At 48.0% G+C, this 15,328-nt stretch carries 14 protein-coding genes; 10 read left to right on the top strand and 4 right to left on the bottom strand.

The annotated features are described in order from the left end of the window. Positions 1-43 precede the first annotated feature (43 nt). Together DFR60_RS29575 and DFR60_RS29570 are read right to left on the bottom strand one after the other, a co-directional pair. The gene (locus DFR60_RS29575) at positions 44-1,060 is read right to left on the bottom strand and encodes a response regulator (protein WP_110326811.1); all 1,017 of its coding nucleotides are present in this window, start codon (positions 1,058-1,060) and stop codon (positions 44-46) included. 13 nt (positions 1,061-1,073) lie between these two features. Further along, positions 1,074-2,852 carry a sensor histidine kinase gene (locus tag DFR60_RS29570; protein ID WP_167437768.1) on the bottom strand — a complete coding sequence of 593 codons (1,779 nt, stop codon included), beginning with the start codon at positions 2,850-2,852 and terminating at the stop codon, positions 1,074-1,076. A 210-nt stretch (positions 2,853-3,062) separates the two neighbouring features. On the opposite strand from DFR60_RS29570, the gene DFR60_RS29565 reads away from it, so the two are divergent. From DFR60_RS29565 to DFR60_RS29530, 9 genes are all read left to right on the top strand, one after another. Further along, complete coding sequence (locus DFR60_RS29565; RefSeq protein ID WP_110326851.1) at positions 3,063-4,433, top strand: ABC transporter substrate-binding protein; 1,371 nt, start codon at positions 3,063-3,065, stop codon at positions 4,431-4,433. 45 nt (positions 4,434-4,478) lie between these two features. Further along, a complete protein-coding gene (locus DFR60_RS29560) occupies positions 4,479-5,390 on the top strand; it encodes a carbohydrate ABC transporter permease (protein ID WP_110326807.1) in 912 nt (303 codons plus the stop codon). Next, entirely contained in the window at positions 5,390-6,262 is an 873-nt protein-coding gene (locus DFR60_RS29555; RefSeq protein WP_243005219.1) for a carbohydrate ABC transporter permease, read from the top strand. The genes DFR60_RS29560 and DFR60_RS29555 overlap by 1 nt, the downstream gene beginning before the upstream one ends. A gap of 61 nt (positions 6,263-6,323) precedes the next feature. Continuing rightward, entirely contained in the window at positions 6,324-8,060 is a 1,737-nt protein-coding gene (locus DFR60_RS29550) for a glycoside hydrolase family 2 protein (RefSeq protein ID WP_110326804.1), read from the top strand. Between the two features lie 21 nt (positions 8,061-8,081). Continuing rightward, on the top strand, positions 8,082-10,205 hold the full coding sequence (locus tag DFR60_RS29545; RefSeq protein WP_110326802.1) for a glycoside hydrolase family 88/105 protein: 2,124 nt from the start codon (positions 8,082-8,084) through the stop codon (positions 10,203-10,205). Positions 10,206-10,440: 235 nt separating this feature from the next. After that, the gene (locus tag DFR60_RS30620; protein ID WP_167437767.1) at positions 10,441-10,590 is read left to right on the top strand and encodes a hypothetical protein; all 150 of its coding nucleotides are present in this window, start codon (positions 10,441-10,443) and stop codon (positions 10,588-10,590) included. Next, the gene (locus tag DFR60_RS31180) at positions 10,587-10,721 is read left to right on the top strand and encodes a hypothetical protein (protein WP_278321407.1); all 135 of its coding nucleotides are present in this window, start codon (positions 10,587-10,589) and stop codon (positions 10,719-10,721) included. The genes DFR60_RS30620 and DFR60_RS31180 overlap by 4 nt, the downstream gene beginning before the upstream one ends. Beyond that, positions 10,718-11,644, top strand: coding sequence for a DUF7916 family protein (locus tag DFR60_RS29535; protein WP_207659597.1), 927 nt, complete (start codon positions 10,718-10,720; stop codon positions 11,642-11,644). The genes DFR60_RS31180 and DFR60_RS29535 overlap by 4 nt, the downstream gene beginning before the upstream one ends. A gap of 147 nt (positions 11,645-11,791) precedes the next feature. Next, positions 11,792-13,156, top strand: coding sequence for a sodium-dependent transporter (locus DFR60_RS29530; RefSeq protein WP_029465981.1), 1,365 nt, complete (start codon positions 11,792-11,794; stop codon positions 13,154-13,156). 109 nt (positions 13,157-13,265) lie between these two features. Here the strand turns inward: DFR60_RS29530 and DFR60_RS29525 are convergent, their stop codons facing one another. Both DFR60_RS29525 and DFR60_RS29520 read right to left on the bottom strand, forming a co-directional pair. Continuing rightward, on the bottom strand, positions 13,266-13,988 hold the full coding sequence (locus DFR60_RS29525; protein ID WP_110326845.1) for a tRNA threonylcarbamoyladenosine dehydratase: 723 nt from the start codon (positions 13,986-13,988) through the stop codon (positions 13,266-13,268). Continuing rightward, on the bottom strand, positions 13,978-14,412 hold the full coding sequence (locus tag DFR60_RS29520; RefSeq protein ID WP_110326798.1) for an RrF2 family transcriptional regulator: 435 nt from the start codon (positions 14,410-14,412) through the stop codon (positions 13,978-13,980). The genes DFR60_RS29525 and DFR60_RS29520 overlap by 11 nt, the downstream gene beginning before the upstream one ends. A gap of 170 nt (positions 14,413-14,582) precedes the next feature. On the opposite strand from DFR60_RS29520, the gene DFR60_RS29515 reads away from it, so the two are divergent. Further along, positions 14,583-15,140, top strand: coding sequence for a putative signal transducing protein (locus DFR60_RS29515; RefSeq protein WP_110326796.1), 558 nt, complete (start codon positions 14,583-14,585; stop codon positions 15,138-15,140). Positions 15,141-15,328: the final 188 nt, after the last annotated feature.

Here is a 15,328-nt window from a genome sequence, read left to right as displayed (position 1 = left end):
CGGGGCTTTTGCGCGGCGTCAGGTAAAGTACGGCGGGAGCAGCCTATTTATTCTCTGCAAATTGTGACGGCGTAGAGCCTGTATATTTTTTAAATACCTGGCTGAAATATTGGGGATTGCTGCCGAATCCCACAGCTTCCGCGATGACGTGAATGTGATCGGCGCCGCTCTGGCGCAGAAGTCTCTGGGCTTTCTCGATGCGGCTTCGGTTTATGTAATTGGAAAATTTCTCACCGGACTGCTTCGTAAAGGTTCGGCTCAGATAGCTGACATTGATGTACAGCAGGTTTTCAGCAATGTATTTTAATGAAAGGTTTTCATCGTCTAAGTGAGCGGACACATAAGCCTTCACTGTATCGGCAAGAGACGTTTTCGCAAAAGCAGATTTCTGTTTGCTGTCGGTAAACAGAAGGCTTATAATCTGTCTGCTGATAATGTCTCTCAAATTCATCACATTCTGTTCGCTCAGGATCTGTTCCGCAAAATGAGACAGGTCTTCGGCGGAAGGCGGCAGGAATTGGGTATGAAGCTCCATTAGCAGATTAAGGCCGACAGGGCGCAGCTCTGCCGGTTTGGCAAAATGAGTAAAAAAGTGGTCTAACAGCAGCCGGGCCTGTTCTGTATTCCCTTCCTGGCGGCAGACTAAAAGACGGGATACCAGATCGGCAATACCGGGATTACTGTAGACCGGGAGAGACTTTTTTACGTGGTTTACAGCCTCTATAATCGCCTCCTCACTGATGGGCTTTAATAAGTATTCACGAACACCGTATTTTATTGCACGGCGTGCGTAGTCGAATTCCGGGTATCCGGTGAGAATGATGAATTGGATATGAGAATCCAGGCTTTGGAGCTTCTCAATTAAGTCCAGTCCGTCCAATCCGGGCATGCGGATGTCGGTCATTACGATATCCGGTGCCGTATCCATGATTGCATCCAGGGTTTCCATGCCATTTTTACAGCTTGCGGTAATCTGGATATCCAGGGCCTCCCAGTCGATTAATTCCACAATGGCTTCACGGATAAGTTTTTCGTCGTCTGCAATTAGTAATTTATGCATAGTAATACTCCTTTCACGATAGGTCAGAAGAGGAGGCTTCTGCCTTCCTGGGAATTGAAAATGATACAATGGCCATATTATTTCTGTTATCAAAATTTAAGTGGTAATCGTCTCCGAACAGGATGCGGAGGCGGGAATCGATATTCAGGAGGCCGATTCCATTTCCTTTCGGTTTCACCGTCTGATCCTTTAGATGCTCCAGAATCCGGGTATCGATGAAGGAACCGCTGTTTTCCACCTGCACCTTTATGAGCGTGTTGTTTTCCTCCGTAACGGACAGACGGATCACGTATTCATCCTGCGGTTCCTCCTGGGAATGGAGTATGGCATTCTCCACCAAAGGCTGGATGGTCATCTTTGGTAGCTCTGATTCCAGTGCGGACGGGTCAATGTTCATTTCTACTACCAGGTCGTCAAACCGGATCTGCTGGATCTTAACGTAGCAGGATACGATTTCCAGCTCTTTTTCAATGGAAATCATATTTTCCTGGTTATTCAATGTGCTCTGAAGCATACTTCCCAGGGACTGGGCAATGGTGGATATATCCTTTGACCCAGCTCTCTTAGCCAACCAGTTAATACTGTTTAAGGTGTTGTAGAGGAAATGCGGATTTACCTGCTGCTCCAGTGCCTTAAGCTTTGCCTGGGTAATGAGAAGCTCATTTACATAGCTGTCCTCAATTAGCTTTTTTAACTCTACAACCATCTGATCAAAGGATGCGTTTAAAATGGTCATTTCGTCCTGACTGTTGGTGGATGGCGTCAGTGCAGCCTGCGGTTTCATAATTCCCTCTTTTTTTATCCGTTCCATTTTTTCCACCAGCATGTTGAACTGATAGGAAATATTTTTTACAATGCGTCCGGCCAGAAATGTAGCAATAGAAATCGACAGAATCAGAGAAAACACGAACACAGGAATCAACCGGTTAATAGAATGGAAAATATTATCATAGGGAACAGCCAGGGAGATCCGCCACGTTCCGTTTTCAACCGGCAGTTTTGCAAAGGTTATAAACATGCGCCTGCCGTCAATATTTTTAATGGCGTAGGGCTGGGTATCCGAGAAAAGCTTCTGGTAATGACGGAGATAGCTTTCATTGTCGGCCGGATAGATCAGCTGTTCACCGCTGCTGATGAACAAATCAAAATGCTGACCGTTGGAATAGCGGGACTTTAAGATGTCCTGTACCGTATCCTGCAAGTCAATTTCAATGATTAAATATCCCATGGGTTTTAAACTTAAATTTTTTACCTTCAGTATTTTGCGGGCGCAGAGAAGGCGGGCACCTTTTTCGGAAGGACGCCAGACCAGGCGCCCGTTGGCATTGTCACATGCCTCCATCAGACGCCCAGTGGCTTCCTCCGATTCAGAATAGCTTGTTTTTCCCCACCAGATTTTCTTTCCATTAGGCGTAAGGGTAGTTAGATGAACCATGTCAGACGTATAATACTGGTTAAAGATAGCAATAATTTCATTTTTTGCCTTTTGCGCAGGAAGCGGCGACGATTTGGAGGTGCTGCAGACGTCCAGGTTTTCCTGAAAGGCGGAACCGTAAGCGATATAGGAGGAGACTGTCTCAATGCTTTCCAGCTGATACATGAATTCGTCAGAGACGAAGGAAAGCGAGTTGGCGGTCTGGCTATACAGAAGTTTGTTATACTGGTTGATGACATAACTGAACCCAAATAAAGTAAAACCGGTAATGGTAGCGGCCACAACGATAATAATAAGTATCAGTCTGTGTTTTAGTTTTAGATCGTTAAACGAATATGTAAAATGCGGAAGCTTCATAAGCGGTATCCCCTGTATAAAATGCCGGATTATATCCTGTGTTTGGTTTGTAATATAGCATGATTTTGGCCGAAAGTACAGGCTGATTGTGTAAAAGGTAATGAAATTGAACAAAACAGGTAAAGAAATTTGATTAAAATGTACGAAAAAGCGTGATATGATTTTACCAGCAGCGAAAATCAAAATCATGAAGGAGAGAGGTTGACGATTATGAAAGTTTGGAAGCGTGTAGCAGCACTTGCTATGATGAGTGTCCTTGCAGCGGGCATGTTGACAGGGTGTGGTTCTAAGGATTCGGAAAAAGTGGCAGAAGGAACTGCAGAAGGGACGACAGCAGGAAATGCTGAAACAACGAAAGGGGCAGCAGCGGAGGGACAGACCGTAATCCGTGTATGCTGGTGGGGAAATCAGACCAGAAATGACGGAACCGTTAAGGCTCTTGAGATGTATGAAGCAGAGCATCCGGAAGTAAAATTTGAAGTGGAGTTCTCTGACTGGAATGGTTACTGGGATAAACTGGCTACACAGGCGGCAGGAGGAAATCTTCCGGATATTATTCAAATGGATTATGCATTCTTAAGCCAGTATCAGGAAAAAGGGCAGTTAGTAGACTTGAATCAATACATTGAAAGTGGTGTGATTGATACCACTAACGTACCAGACAGTATTATGAAGAGTGGTGAAATCGATGGAGGTACCTACGCCATTGTAGCAGGAACCAATGCAAAAGCGCTGTTAGTTAATACCGCAGTAATGGAAGAAGCTGGTGTAACACTTCCCAAACAGCCAACCTATGAAGAGTTCTTTGCAGCTGCAAAAACGATTTATGAAAAAACCGGCCAGCAGATCGCGATTCCAAGCAACGATGAACAGTCCATGCTGTTTATGGCAAGAGCCCTTGGACAGACTATGTTTACGAAAGACGGAACAGCACTCGGAATGCCGGATGATACGGTAGCCCTTCGTTATTACACCAGACTGAAGGAGACGCTTGATGAGGGCTTTCATGTTTCCCCGGAGGTCATGGCAGAATCATCTACCAATCAGTTAAGCAACTTTGCAGCAGGAAAAGAGTGGTGCCAGCTGACCAACTCCAACATGATTGTCAATACCATTGCCCAGTGCGAAGATGATGTACAGTACGATATTTATATGTACCCGACAGAAGCAGATGCAGTTCAACAGCCGATCTTCATTAAGCCGTCTCAGTTTTATAGTGTGACGAAAGACTCTGAAAATCCGGAAATTGCGGCAGATGTCATCAACTTCCTGACAAACTCTGTAGAGGCTAACACAGAAGCCTTAAAGGGAGAGAGAGGCGTGCCGATCTCCAGTGTTGTGACAGAAGCTGTTAATGGAGTAGTAGATGAGTGCACTGGAAGAATCAATGCTTATGTGGCGGAGGTTGCAAAAGTAGCTACGGAAATCGATCCTCCGTTCCCTCCTGCATCGGCGGAAATCGGCAAATTGATCAGCGATCTGGCAGATGCAGTTCGTTACAAGGAGATTACTCCGGAAGAAGCGGCTCGTAGCTTCTATGAGCAGGCGACTGAACTGCTTCAAAAGGGTGCGGCAGAATAATTCAGACTCTTGCAAAGGGGCTGGCGGCCAGGAGGTGGCGCAGTGATGAAAAATGAAAAGCGGATGAACTCCGCAGTAAGAAGAGAAGCAGTTGCGGGATATCTGTTTATTATGCCATTTATTATCGGTTTTCTGGCATTCTCCGCGGTTCCCATTCTGATTTCTTTATATCTTTCTTTTACAGAATACGATGTTTTGGGAAGTCCGAAATTTATTGGACTCCAAAATTACATAAGAATGTTTACGGCTGACCCGAAGGTTTGGAAAACCTTCGGAGTCACATTCTTCTACGCAGCAGTATCGGTTCCTCTAAAGCTGATTATGGCACTGGCTGTTGCCATGCTGTTCTTAAAAAATACTCGTTTTACAGGCTTTATGAGAGGGGTCTACTACCTGCCTTCCATCATGGGCGGAAGTATCGCCGTAGCCGTTTTATGGAGAAGACTGTTTGCCAGCGACGGTGTCATAAATGCTCTTATGGCTCTGGTGGGGCTGCCGGGCGATATTGCGTGGCTGGGAAGAAAGGATACAGCCATCTGGACCCTGATTATCCTCGCCGTATGGCAGTTCGGTTCTTCCATGCTGATCTTTCTTGCGGGCTTAAAGCAGATTCCGGCCAGTCTTTATGAGGCAGCTACCGTAGACGGAGGCTCCAGGTTCAGACAGTTCATAAGCATTACGCTTCCCATGCTGACGCCGGTTCTATTCTTTAATCTGGTGCAGCAGACGATTAATGCGTTTATGGCCTTTACACAGAGTTTCGTAATTACCAATGGCGGCCCCAGGGATTCAACCCGTTTCTACTGTGTTTACCAGTATCAAAGGGCCTTCGAGTTTCATGAGATGGGATATGCCAGCGCCATGGCCTGGTTTATGCTCGTGGTAATTGGGATCATGACGGCTCTCATCTTTCAATCGTCAACCAGGTGGGTATACAATGAATCGAAGGAAGGGTGATGCGCATGAAACATAACATTTCCGTAAAAACACAGGAAAAAGTCAGCGCCGGACAGGTGATAACCACAATCTTGGTTATTTTAGGCGGACTTACTATGATTTATCCGCTGCTGTGGATGGTTATGAGCTCCTTGAAAGAAAACAATGAGATATTCAGCAGCGCAAGCAGCCTGATTCCAAAGGAATTGCATTTTGAAAATTATGCAAACGGCTGGCGCGGATTTGCGAAGATCAGCTTTGCCACATTCTTTAAAAATTCCTTCTTTATCGCTGCAGTGGGAACCATCGGCGCTGTCTTTTCCTCGGCATTTATTGCATTTGGATTTGCAAGGCTGAAGTTTAAGGGACGTAATTTCTGGTTTATCTGCATGCTTGTTACCATGATGCTTCCATTCCAGGTTATTATGATTCCGCAGTATATTATTTTCAACAAATTGGGCTGGGTAGGCACATTCCTGCCCCTGATCGTACCGAGCTTTTTTGGCGGATCTTTCTTTATATTTCTGATTATTCAGTTTATATATGGAATTCCAAAGGATCTCGATGAGGCTGCTAAAATTGACGGATGCGGCTACCTGGATATCTTTATCCGCATTATCATACCGCTAATTGTACCGGCTCTTGTGACCTGCGCTATCTTCTCCTTCATGTGGAAATGGGATGATTTCATGGGATCACTTCTGTATTTAAACAAGCCGAGCATGTATCCGGTAACGATGGCTCTTAAAATGTTTGCAGACCCGACCTCAATTACTGACTGGGGCGCCATGTTCGCCATGGCTACGCTGTCTATTATCCCGATTTTCCTTATATTCGTATTCTTTCAGAAATATCTGGTAAATGGTATCAGCACGGAGGGCTTAAAGGGATAGCGCGTATGCTCTGCGGAGTGAAAAGCAACAAAAATTAAGTATGCAAAGAGGAGATAAAAACGTGGGTACAGAGATGAATGCAGTTTTGCGCCCGGAATTTCCGCGTCCGGATTTTGTGAGAAATGAGTGGAGTCCTTTAAATGGGATCTGGCAGTTTTCCTTCGATCAGCCGGTGTTCGACCGGACTATAACGGTTCCATTCTGCTATCAGTCGTCCATGAGCACCATTGGAGAGACGGAGGACCATGATGTGGTATGGTACCGCCGTGAATTCCTTGTGGAAGCTGAAAGGCTTACAGGAAAACGTCTTCTGCTGAAATTTGGCGCAGTAGATTCCGAGGCCTCCGTATGGATTAACGGTGTCTATGCAGGCGGCCATACAGGCGGTTATACTTCTTTTGAACTTGACATTACAGAACTTGTAAAAGAAGGAATCAATCAAGTAACGGTAAAGGCCGTGGACGATACAAACAGCGACAAGCCAAGAGGAAAACAGACATGGACCGGTGAGAAATTCGGCTGCTGGTATACTCCTGTTACCGGTATCTGGCAGAGTGTCTGGCTGGAGTACGCAGGAAAATGCTATTTAAAGAGAGTAAAGGCAACACCGCAGTTAAGCGATTTGACGGCTCTCTGTGAAGTGTTTGTCTCCTGTGATGAAGAGGTGGATGCAGAGGTTACGGCTTATCTGGAAAATGGAAACGTATTTTTATGCAGGCAGATGATTCCCTGCCGTCATGGCTACGGCAAGTTAAGCCTGGCATTCCCGGACTATGATATAAGGCGTGGAGAGCTGCTCTGGACGCCGGAAGAGCCGAATCTGATTACCTTAATTGTGAAAATAACTGGTAAACTTGGGTGTGCCGACGAGGTGGCAACGTACTTCGGAATGAGAAGTATTGAATGGGAAAATGGCATTATCAGCTTAAACGGCAGCCCTTATTACCAGCGTCTGGTACTGGATCAGGGCTACTGGCCGGAATCCATACTAACGCCGCCAAGTGACGAGGCCATCCAGGAGGATATCCGTCTGACAAAGGCGATGGGCTTTAACGGCGCCAGAAAACATCAGAAGATCGAAGATCCGAGATACTATTACTGGGCGGATAAGATGGGGCTTCTGGTATGGGGCGAGCTGCCGAGCGCCTACGAATTTAATGACAATGCGATGGAAGCCTCTTCCAGGGAGTTGATGGAATTTGTTAAACGTGACTATAATCATCCCAGTATCGTGACCTGGGTCCCGGTCAATGAGAGCTGGGGAGTCCGGTCCATAAGAGGAAATTTACAGCAGCAGAATTACTGCCGTATGCTGACTTACCTGTTAAAAGCCATGGACCCGGTCCGCCTCGTAAGCGCCAATGATGGCTGGGAGCAGGTATGTGACACGGATATCTGTGCCCTTCACGATTACGCTCTTTTCCCGCAAACGGAGAAAAAGTATGATGATATGGAGAACGTATTAAAGACGTATTGTGAGTCCCGCCGCTTGTTTGCAGAAGGAAACAGCTATCAGGGACAGCCGGTTATCTTAACCGAGTACGGAGGCATTGCTTTTGAAGGAGACGGAGCGGAAGGTTCCTGGGGGTACTACGGAAGAGTAAAGGATGAGGAACAGTTTCTTGGAATCCTGGAGCCGATTACGCAATTCTTAATCCGCAGCGGCCATTTCAACGGCTTCTGCTATACCCAGCTGACGGATGTCATGCAGGAGGTAAACGGGCTTTTAACGGAGGACAGAAAACCGAAGGTATCCATAGAGCGCCTTCACGATGTTTTTACAAAGAGAATCTATTAGTATTCGGAGAGAGGGAAAGCGATGGAGACATTTAATACGTATTTTGACAGCAATATCAGTATGAAATCTCGCAATGCGCCGCTTCATGATATTATGAGTACCGTTGCGGGGAGGTACATAGGACAGAACCCGGCCGGCTCTTTCCGATTCCGGGCGTTTCGTGATGATTCCTTTCTTCCTGATGCAGACGGAAGCTATAATCTGGATTTGAATGGTAAGCTGCCGGAGGCTTTGATGGGTCAGTATGCATTAATTGCCGCTAAGTTTTACAGCAGTAGTTCCGAAAACAGAACACTCCTGATACGGTGTTACAGTCAGGCAGATGTGTATTTTAATGGCAGCCTGCTGTGGGAATCCACTCCTTATGAAGAAAATAATGAGCAGAAGATGACCTCCGTTGTATTGCCCTGCGGTGCCGGCTGGAATTCGCTGATGCTTCGCTGCTGTAAACGAACCTCCGGTTTCGGCTGCCATTTAGAACCGGAGCTGTCAGTCTGGAGCTGGATTTCGTTTCTGACGCCTTTTGCAGAAAGAGAAGGACAGGGCGGATTGGTATACAGCCAGCCGTTTGACGGCCCAAGAGTCAATGTCCCGGACATTGATCTAAATGGAAACGAGGCGGATACAGGGCTTTGCTGGTATCCTGCTCAGACGCGTGAGACAATGGAATCTCCCGGGGATCTGGAGGCTGTCTTTGGCCGCCGGCCAGGAAAGTGGGCCTGTATATGGAGTAAAATCCGACAGAATCTGCCGGGAAAACAGAAGGTTGCCTTTACCTGTTCCGGCGCTGAAATTTATTTGGATGGAAGACGGATCGAGTCCGGTGACATTACAGTAACTGCTGGAAACCACGATCTGCTGGCCTGTTCCCGCTGTCCGGAGGAGAGCAGCTGGACTGTCAGGTTTTCAGCAGAGTATGAAGACCGTACAAAGCTGAAGCTCATGAATCCTGGGGCGGATGGAGTGAAGGGGCCCTGCCTTTACCTGGGTCTGTTTGATGCAAAGCCTGACTGGAAGCTTCCGGGCTTTTACGGCTTGTTCGGTGATTCTGAGAAATGCTACTGGAAAGCAGCTGAACATACGGTAGTTCGCCCCTATCTCGAGAATCCCTGTTTTGGCCGCTGGAATTATCCTTTAGGTGTAACGCTCTACGGCCTGACCCAGGCCGCCCGGGTATTAGACAGGCCGGACATTACGGAATATGTAAGAAAACATATCCATGAGTGTGCTGCCATGCATGAATACAGTCTGTGGGATGCAAAGACGTATGGTTACCCGGAGATCAATAACCAGCTTGTGGTTCTGGACTCGCTGGATACCTGTGGCTCCTTCGGCTCTGCCATGCTGGAATTTTACAAAGACAAAATGGACGGGAATGTCAAAATGACGGCCGACCGGATCGGCAGCTATATCCATAGCGGACAGTCCCGAAGGGAAGATGGGGCCTTCTGCCGCCTGGGAGAGGGCCATACGACCATGTGGGTCGATGATCTCTATATGAGTATTCCGTTTTTATGCCGGTACGCAAAACTGACCGGAGACGCAAAGTACCTGGATGACGCGGCGAATCAGGTGCTGATGTTTAAAAAATATCTGTATATGCCGGAGTATAAGATCATGAGCCATGTATACGATTTTCATGTGGAAGCGGCCACACAGGTACCGTGGGGAAGAGGCAATGGATGGGCGCTGTTTTCCATATCGGAGCTGTTGGAATATCTGCCTCAGGACCATAAAGACAGAGGCAGTATCCTGGAATTCTTTACAAGCCTTTGTGAGGGATACGTGGCCTTGCAGGGAAGCAGAGGATTGTGGCATCAGGTGCTGACGCTCCCGGAATCCTATGAGGAGGCTTCCTGTACCGCCATGTTTATATACGGCTTCAGCCGGGCGGTCAGATTTGGCTGGATCGAAGACGCTTTAGGCAAAAAACTCCTGGCATCGGCCATGAAGGCGTGGGAAGGCTTAAAACAGACAGCTCTGGACCGTTTTGGCAATGTATATGGAATCTGCCGCGGCTCCTTCTACTCCTTCTCCGGCGATTACTACCGGGATACGCTTGGATGGACGCTGAATGATACCCATGGTATTGGGATTGTATTATTGGCGGGAATTGAGCTGGACCAGGCTGTTCGTATGGAATAAAGAGTATGAATGAAGTATGAATGCGCGGCATCTGCCTGACCGAAGGCAGATGCTGTGTTTTTATTTTAGGAATAGTTGCTGGCTGTTGCAGTATATGAAACAGGCCATGCAAAATAATTGTATTATGGGGATTCTTCCTTTATAATAGTATCAAGTATTAAATATAAAGGGGGTGGGGATGTATGGATTTTATTTTTCTGTTTACGGGTATTATATGTCTGGGGGGGCAGTTTTCATGTTTCTGGGGAAGGACATGCTGATCTTTAATGGAACGACATTTAAACAGGAGGACTACGATATGAAACGTCTTTCCAGGGTGGAAGGGGCGTTGTTTCTCGTAGATGCGGCCGCCTGTCTGGCGCTGGGGCGCTTCATCTGGAGATGAGATATCAGATGGTATGCCTCGGTATCGTGTTTGTTACGCTTCTGTTTCACGGAAGGAATTTCAGCAGCGATAAATATAAGGTGAAGCATGGGAACCAGTCATTTCCAACGGGAAAGGAGAAAAAACAGTGAAACGTTTTTTAAATTGCAATGCATCGGATTTTAAGAAAATGAACGGAAAAGAACTGGTGGAATCCATTGCCTCCAGCGAGGGCCGGGTGCTGGTCTGTGAGACCATCGGAAATTTACAGCCCATGCTGGGAGATGTGAGCAATGCGGAGCTGGCCGCGGCCATGGGCGCCGATGTGATTCTGTTAAATATCTTTGATGTGGATAACCCTGTAATCAACGGTCTTCCGCCTGTTGACAAAGGGGATCTGATCCGGAAGGTGAAGGAGCTGACCGGGCGTCCTGTGGGCATCAACCTGGAGCCAAAGGAACAGGGCGTGGAAAGCACGGTGGAGGCGGACGCCATGTGGGGAATTACGGGAGGCCGTCTGGGAACGCTGGAAAATGCGAAGAAGGCGGTCGATATGGGCGTCGATTTCATTGTTCTGACGGGGAATCCGGGTGTCGGTGTCACCAACCGGGCTATTGAAGAGACGCTGGCGGTTTACCGGAAGGAATTCGGTGACAGCATTGTCCTGGTGGCCGGAAAGATGCACGCGGCGGGAATTCTCTCTGAGGCGGGAGAGAAGATCCTCACGCGGGAGGATGTGAAGCTGTTTCGCCAAGCAGGAGCCGATGTGATTCTTATGCCGGCTCCAGGGACGGTCCCGGGAATTACCATGGAGTATATACGAGGGCTGGTCTCCTATGCTCATGAGCTGGGGGCTCTGACTCTGACGGCGATAGGAACCTCCCAGGAGGGCTCGGATCCGGCTACCATCCGGGAGATTGCGCTGATGTGCAAGATGACCGGAACGGATATGCATCATCTGGGAGACGCCGGATACGGCGGCATGGCACTGCCTGAAAATATCCTGGAATATGGAACGGTGATCCGCGGTGTGCGGCATACCTACCACCGGATGGCGGCTTCCATCAGGCGTTAGAAACGGTATCGTATACAGTATAATATGAAGTAGCCACAACAGAGATTCTGTGCTATAATGGTACAGAATCTTTGCCGTTTTGGTCAGAAAGAAGCTGATTTTGGCTGATCCGGCGGATCGAATTTAAACAACCAGGAGAGAAAGAGTATGGGGAGAGAAAAATTTTCATCCCGGCTGGGCTTTATTCTTATTTCAGCGGGATGCGCAATCGGACTCGGCAATGTATGGCGTTTTCCATACATCGTAGGCCAGTACGGCGGCGCGGCATTCGTATTAATTTACGCGGTATTCTTAGTGATACTGGGTCTGCCGATCGTAGTTATGGAATTTGCAGTGGGACGGGCAAGCCAGAGAAGTGTGGCGCTGTCCTATGATGTGCTGGAGCCAAAAGGAACGAAGTGGCATTACGCCAAATATCTGGGCATGGCAGGAAATTACATCCTGATGATGTTTTACACCACGGTCGCCGGTTGGATGATCTTATATTTCTTCAAGATGGCAAAAGGTGATTTTACGGGGCTGGATGCTGCCGGTGTTGGCGCGCAATTCGAGGGAATGCTGGCAAATCCCGTTCTGATGGCTGTATTTATGATTCTTGTGGTAATCGGAGGCTTCGCGGTCTGCGCGAAGGGGCTGCAGGGCGGCGTGGAAAAGATCACCAAGGTGATGATGGTCTGCCTGCTGGTTCTGATGGTGATTCTGGCGGTACACTCGGTCATGATGGACAACAGCGGACCGGGACTGGAATTCTATTTAAAGCCTGACTTCGGAAAGATTCAGGAAGCCGGACTGGGAGAAGTAATTTTCGCAGCCATGGGGCAGGCGTTCTTTACGCTGAGCCTGGGAATCGGCGCCCTGGCGATTTTCGGAAGCTATATCGGCAAGGAGCGCAGCCTGATGGGCGAGGCGATTTCCGTTACGATTCTCGATACCTTTGTAGCCTTTATGGCCGGACTGATCATTTTCCCTGCATGCTTTGCATTCAGTATTGAACCGGGCCAGGGACCGAAGCTGATCTTTGTGACACTGCCGAATGTGTTTAATAATATGGCGGGCGGAAGACTGGTGGGATCGCTGTTCTTCCTGTTTATGTCATTTGCGGCTGTATCCACGGTTATCGCCGTGTTCCAGAATATCGTGTCATTTGCCACGGATTTGACGGGATGTACCATTAAGAAAGCCGTACTGTGCAACGCGGCTGCAGTGATCTTGCTTTCCCTGCCGTGTGTGCTGGGATTTAATCTGTGGAGCGGCTTCATGCCATTCGGTGAAGGCAGCAATGTCCTGGATTTAGAGGACTTTATTATCAGTAACAATCTGCTTCCGCTGGGAAGTCTCATCTATCTGGCCTTCTGTACCACAAGATACGGCTGGGGATTTGAGAATTTTATGAAGGAAGCCAACGAAGGAAAGGGAATTAAGTTCCCGAGATGGGTGAGAGGATATGTGACATTTGTCCTGCCTCTGATCGTGCTGGTAATCTTTATTCAGGGGTATATTGCCAAGTTCTAGAGTAAAGAAATGGAAGCGTTTGAGAGGCCGGGATATGGAGAGCGGCCCTTAAATGCTTCCGTTTTTTTGTTTTGCAGATTTGTTTGAAGCAGGATTTACTGTCCTGCATCTAATTCTTCCCTGTCAGCTCGCGTATCACTTCCCCTGCGATGAGGAGACCCGCGACTGGGGGAACGAAAGAGACGCTGCCTGGCACGGCGCGCTTCGAGGTGACTTCTGTGCTGGTTTCCAGCGGCTTCAGCGGCTCTTCCCTGGAGTACAGAACTTTCAGAGAAGTGATACCCCGTTTCTTCAGTTCCCGGCGCATGACTTTGCAGAGCGGACAGACCGATGTTTTCGATAAATCCGTGATCTCAAACAGTTCCGGATGAAGTTTGTTACCGGTTCCCATAGAGGCAATGAATGGGATTTCGTGGTCAATGGCGTATTGGGCCAGGGCCAGCTTGGCTGTGACAGTGTCGATGGCATCTATGATGTAGTTGACTTTACAGGGAATCTGTTCAAACAGATTTTCTATGTTATCGAGGAGGACAAAGGTCTCAAATGCAAAGACTTCCGCCTGTGGATTCATGTCCAGTATCCGCGTCTTCATGACCTGAGTCTTGTACATGCCGACGGTGCTGTGATAAGCAATACTCTGCCGGTTGATGTTGGTGATGGAGACGGTATCGTTGTCAATCAGGACAAGACGGCCGACGCCTCCTCTGGCCAGGGCCTCGATGCAGTGGGATCCCACTCCGCCGACGCCGAAGACGGCGACACAGGAGCCTGCCAGCTTTTCCATGGAGTCCTTTCCCATTAGGAGTTCACTCCGTGAGAATTCATGAATCATAACTGTCACCATCCAGTTTCTTCTGTTCTTCCACCAGATCAGCGAGTGTAATGCTGTCTACAACCCCGTTAATCGCCTGATCCAGTTGTTTCCACACGGTTAAGGTAGCGCAGTGGCCGGAACGCACACACTGGTTTAATTCGTCCTCCATACACGCTACAGGGGCAAGGCTGCCTTCAGTGAGACGCAGGATCATGCCAACTGTATAATCGGCAGGCTCCTTCGTCAGATAATAGCCGCCCTGGGCGCCTCTCATGCTCTTGACATAGCCGGCGCGGCTTAAAATCGTCACAATCTGTTCCAAATATTTGTCTGATATCTGCTGGCGTTCGGCTACCTGGTTGATTTTCGTACATTCACCCGGATGCAGAGCGAATTCCAGCATCATACGAAGGGCATACCGTCCCTTTGTAGAGATTTTCATGGTGTCGTTCTCCTTCCTATCATTCTTATCTGTTTAGTAGGATATAAAGTATTTTACACGATGCGGAGACAAATGTAAACAGTTTTTACACACAGGGATTTTATGGTATAATGGATGAAAAGAATGGCTGCCTGTATACCGAAAGTGGCCCGGAAAGGGAGGTATGTGCTATGACGATGAAGTGTCCCAATTGCGGAGCGGAGTTTTTAGATGGAAGAGAGGTATGCACGGACTGCCAGACCCCGCTCGTCAAAAAAGAGGAGGGGGAAAATGGCAAAGCGGAATTCGCGTCTGAGGGTGTCGATGTGGAGATGCTGACGACAGTCAGCGATCACATAGAGGCGAAGCTGCTGCAGGGAATATTGGAGAATCATGGAATTCCATCGTACTCCGTGGATGAGGAGAGCGGCGAATATATGAGGGTCTACATGGGCTACTCGATTTTTGGGGAAAAGATCTATGTGCGCGCCTCCGATCTTTTGGCTGCCCAGGGATATCTGAAGGAGTGGGAGAGCATGAAGGAGAACGCGGAGGTCGATGAGGATTATGTGGCTGCTGAGGATTCGGAAGCGGAGGGGGATTTGGACGATGACGGAGACTCGGAAGATGAGGAGGGTGAAAACGGCTGGAGGAATCCTCTGATTTTAAAGGACAGGCGTCTGGCGGCGATTATTATTATCGCAGCGGTTATTCTGGGGATTATCTCTGTGTTCCCGCCGATTCCGTAAGGGAAGAAAGAGTTGGGGACAGCTTAACAGGAACCGGTGATTTCCTGCCAAATTTCGATGAAATGATTGTTTTTTCCAGTACTTCGTTATATAATCCCGTCTTTGACAGTAAAAAAATTCAAACACCGCTGGAAGCCCTATTCTATAAGGGTTTCACAGCGGTGTTGCTTTGTTTTTAAGTATAGTCT

Origin of the sequence: Hungatella effluvii (assembly GCF_003201875.1) — a bacterium.
GTDB classification, from domain to species: Bacteria; Bacillota; Clostridia; order Lachnospirales; family Lachnospiraceae; genus Hungatella; species Hungatella effluvii.
This window is presented reverse-complemented; position numbering and strand designations above follow the sequence as displayed.

Coding starts and splice junctions, on each gene's coding strand:
- DFR60_RS29530 (WP_029465981.1), top strand. CDS start 11,792: ATGGGGAGAGAAAAATTTTCATCCCGGCTGGGCTTTATTCTTATTTCA.
- DFR60_RS29565 (WP_110326851.1), top strand. CDS start 3,063: ATGAAAGTTTGGAAGCGTGTAGCAGCACTTGCTATGATGAGTGTCCTT.
- DFR60_RS29545 (WP_110326802.1), top strand. CDS start 8,082: ATGGAGACATTTAATACGTATTTTGACAGCAATATCAGTATGAAATCT.
- DFR60_RS29525 (WP_110326845.1), bottom strand. CDS start 13,988: ATGATTCATGAATTCTCACGGAGTGAACTCCTAATGGGAAAGGACTCC.
- DFR60_RS29520 (WP_110326798.1), bottom strand. CDS start 14,412: ATGAAAATCTCTACAAAGGGACGGTATGCCCTTCGTATGATGCTGGAA.
- DFR60_RS29515 (WP_110326796.1), top strand. CDS start 14,583: ATGACGATGAAGTGTCCCAATTGCGGAGCGGAGTTTTTAGATGGAAGA.
- DFR60_RS29555 (WP_243005219.1), top strand. CDS start 5,390: ATGCGCATGAAACATAACATTTCCGTAAAAACACAGGAAAAAGTCAGC.
- DFR60_RS29560 (WP_110326807.1), top strand. CDS start 4,479: ATGAAAAATGAAAAGCGGATGAACTCCGCAGTAAGAAGAGAAGCAGTT.
- DFR60_RS29570 (WP_167437768.1), bottom strand. CDS start 2,852: ATGAAGCTTCCGCATTTTACATATTCGTTTAACGATCTAAAACTAAAA.
- DFR60_RS31180 (WP_278321407.1), top strand. CDS start 10,587: ATGAGATATCAGATGGTATGCCTCGGTATCGTGTTTGTTACGCTTCTG.
- DFR60_RS30620 (WP_167437767.1), top strand. CDS start 10,441: ATGTTTCTGGGGAAGGACATGCTGATCTTTAATGGAACGACATTTAAA.
- DFR60_RS29575 (WP_110326811.1), bottom strand. CDS start 1,060: ATGCATAAATTACTAATTGCAGACGACGAAAAACTTATCCGTGAAGCC.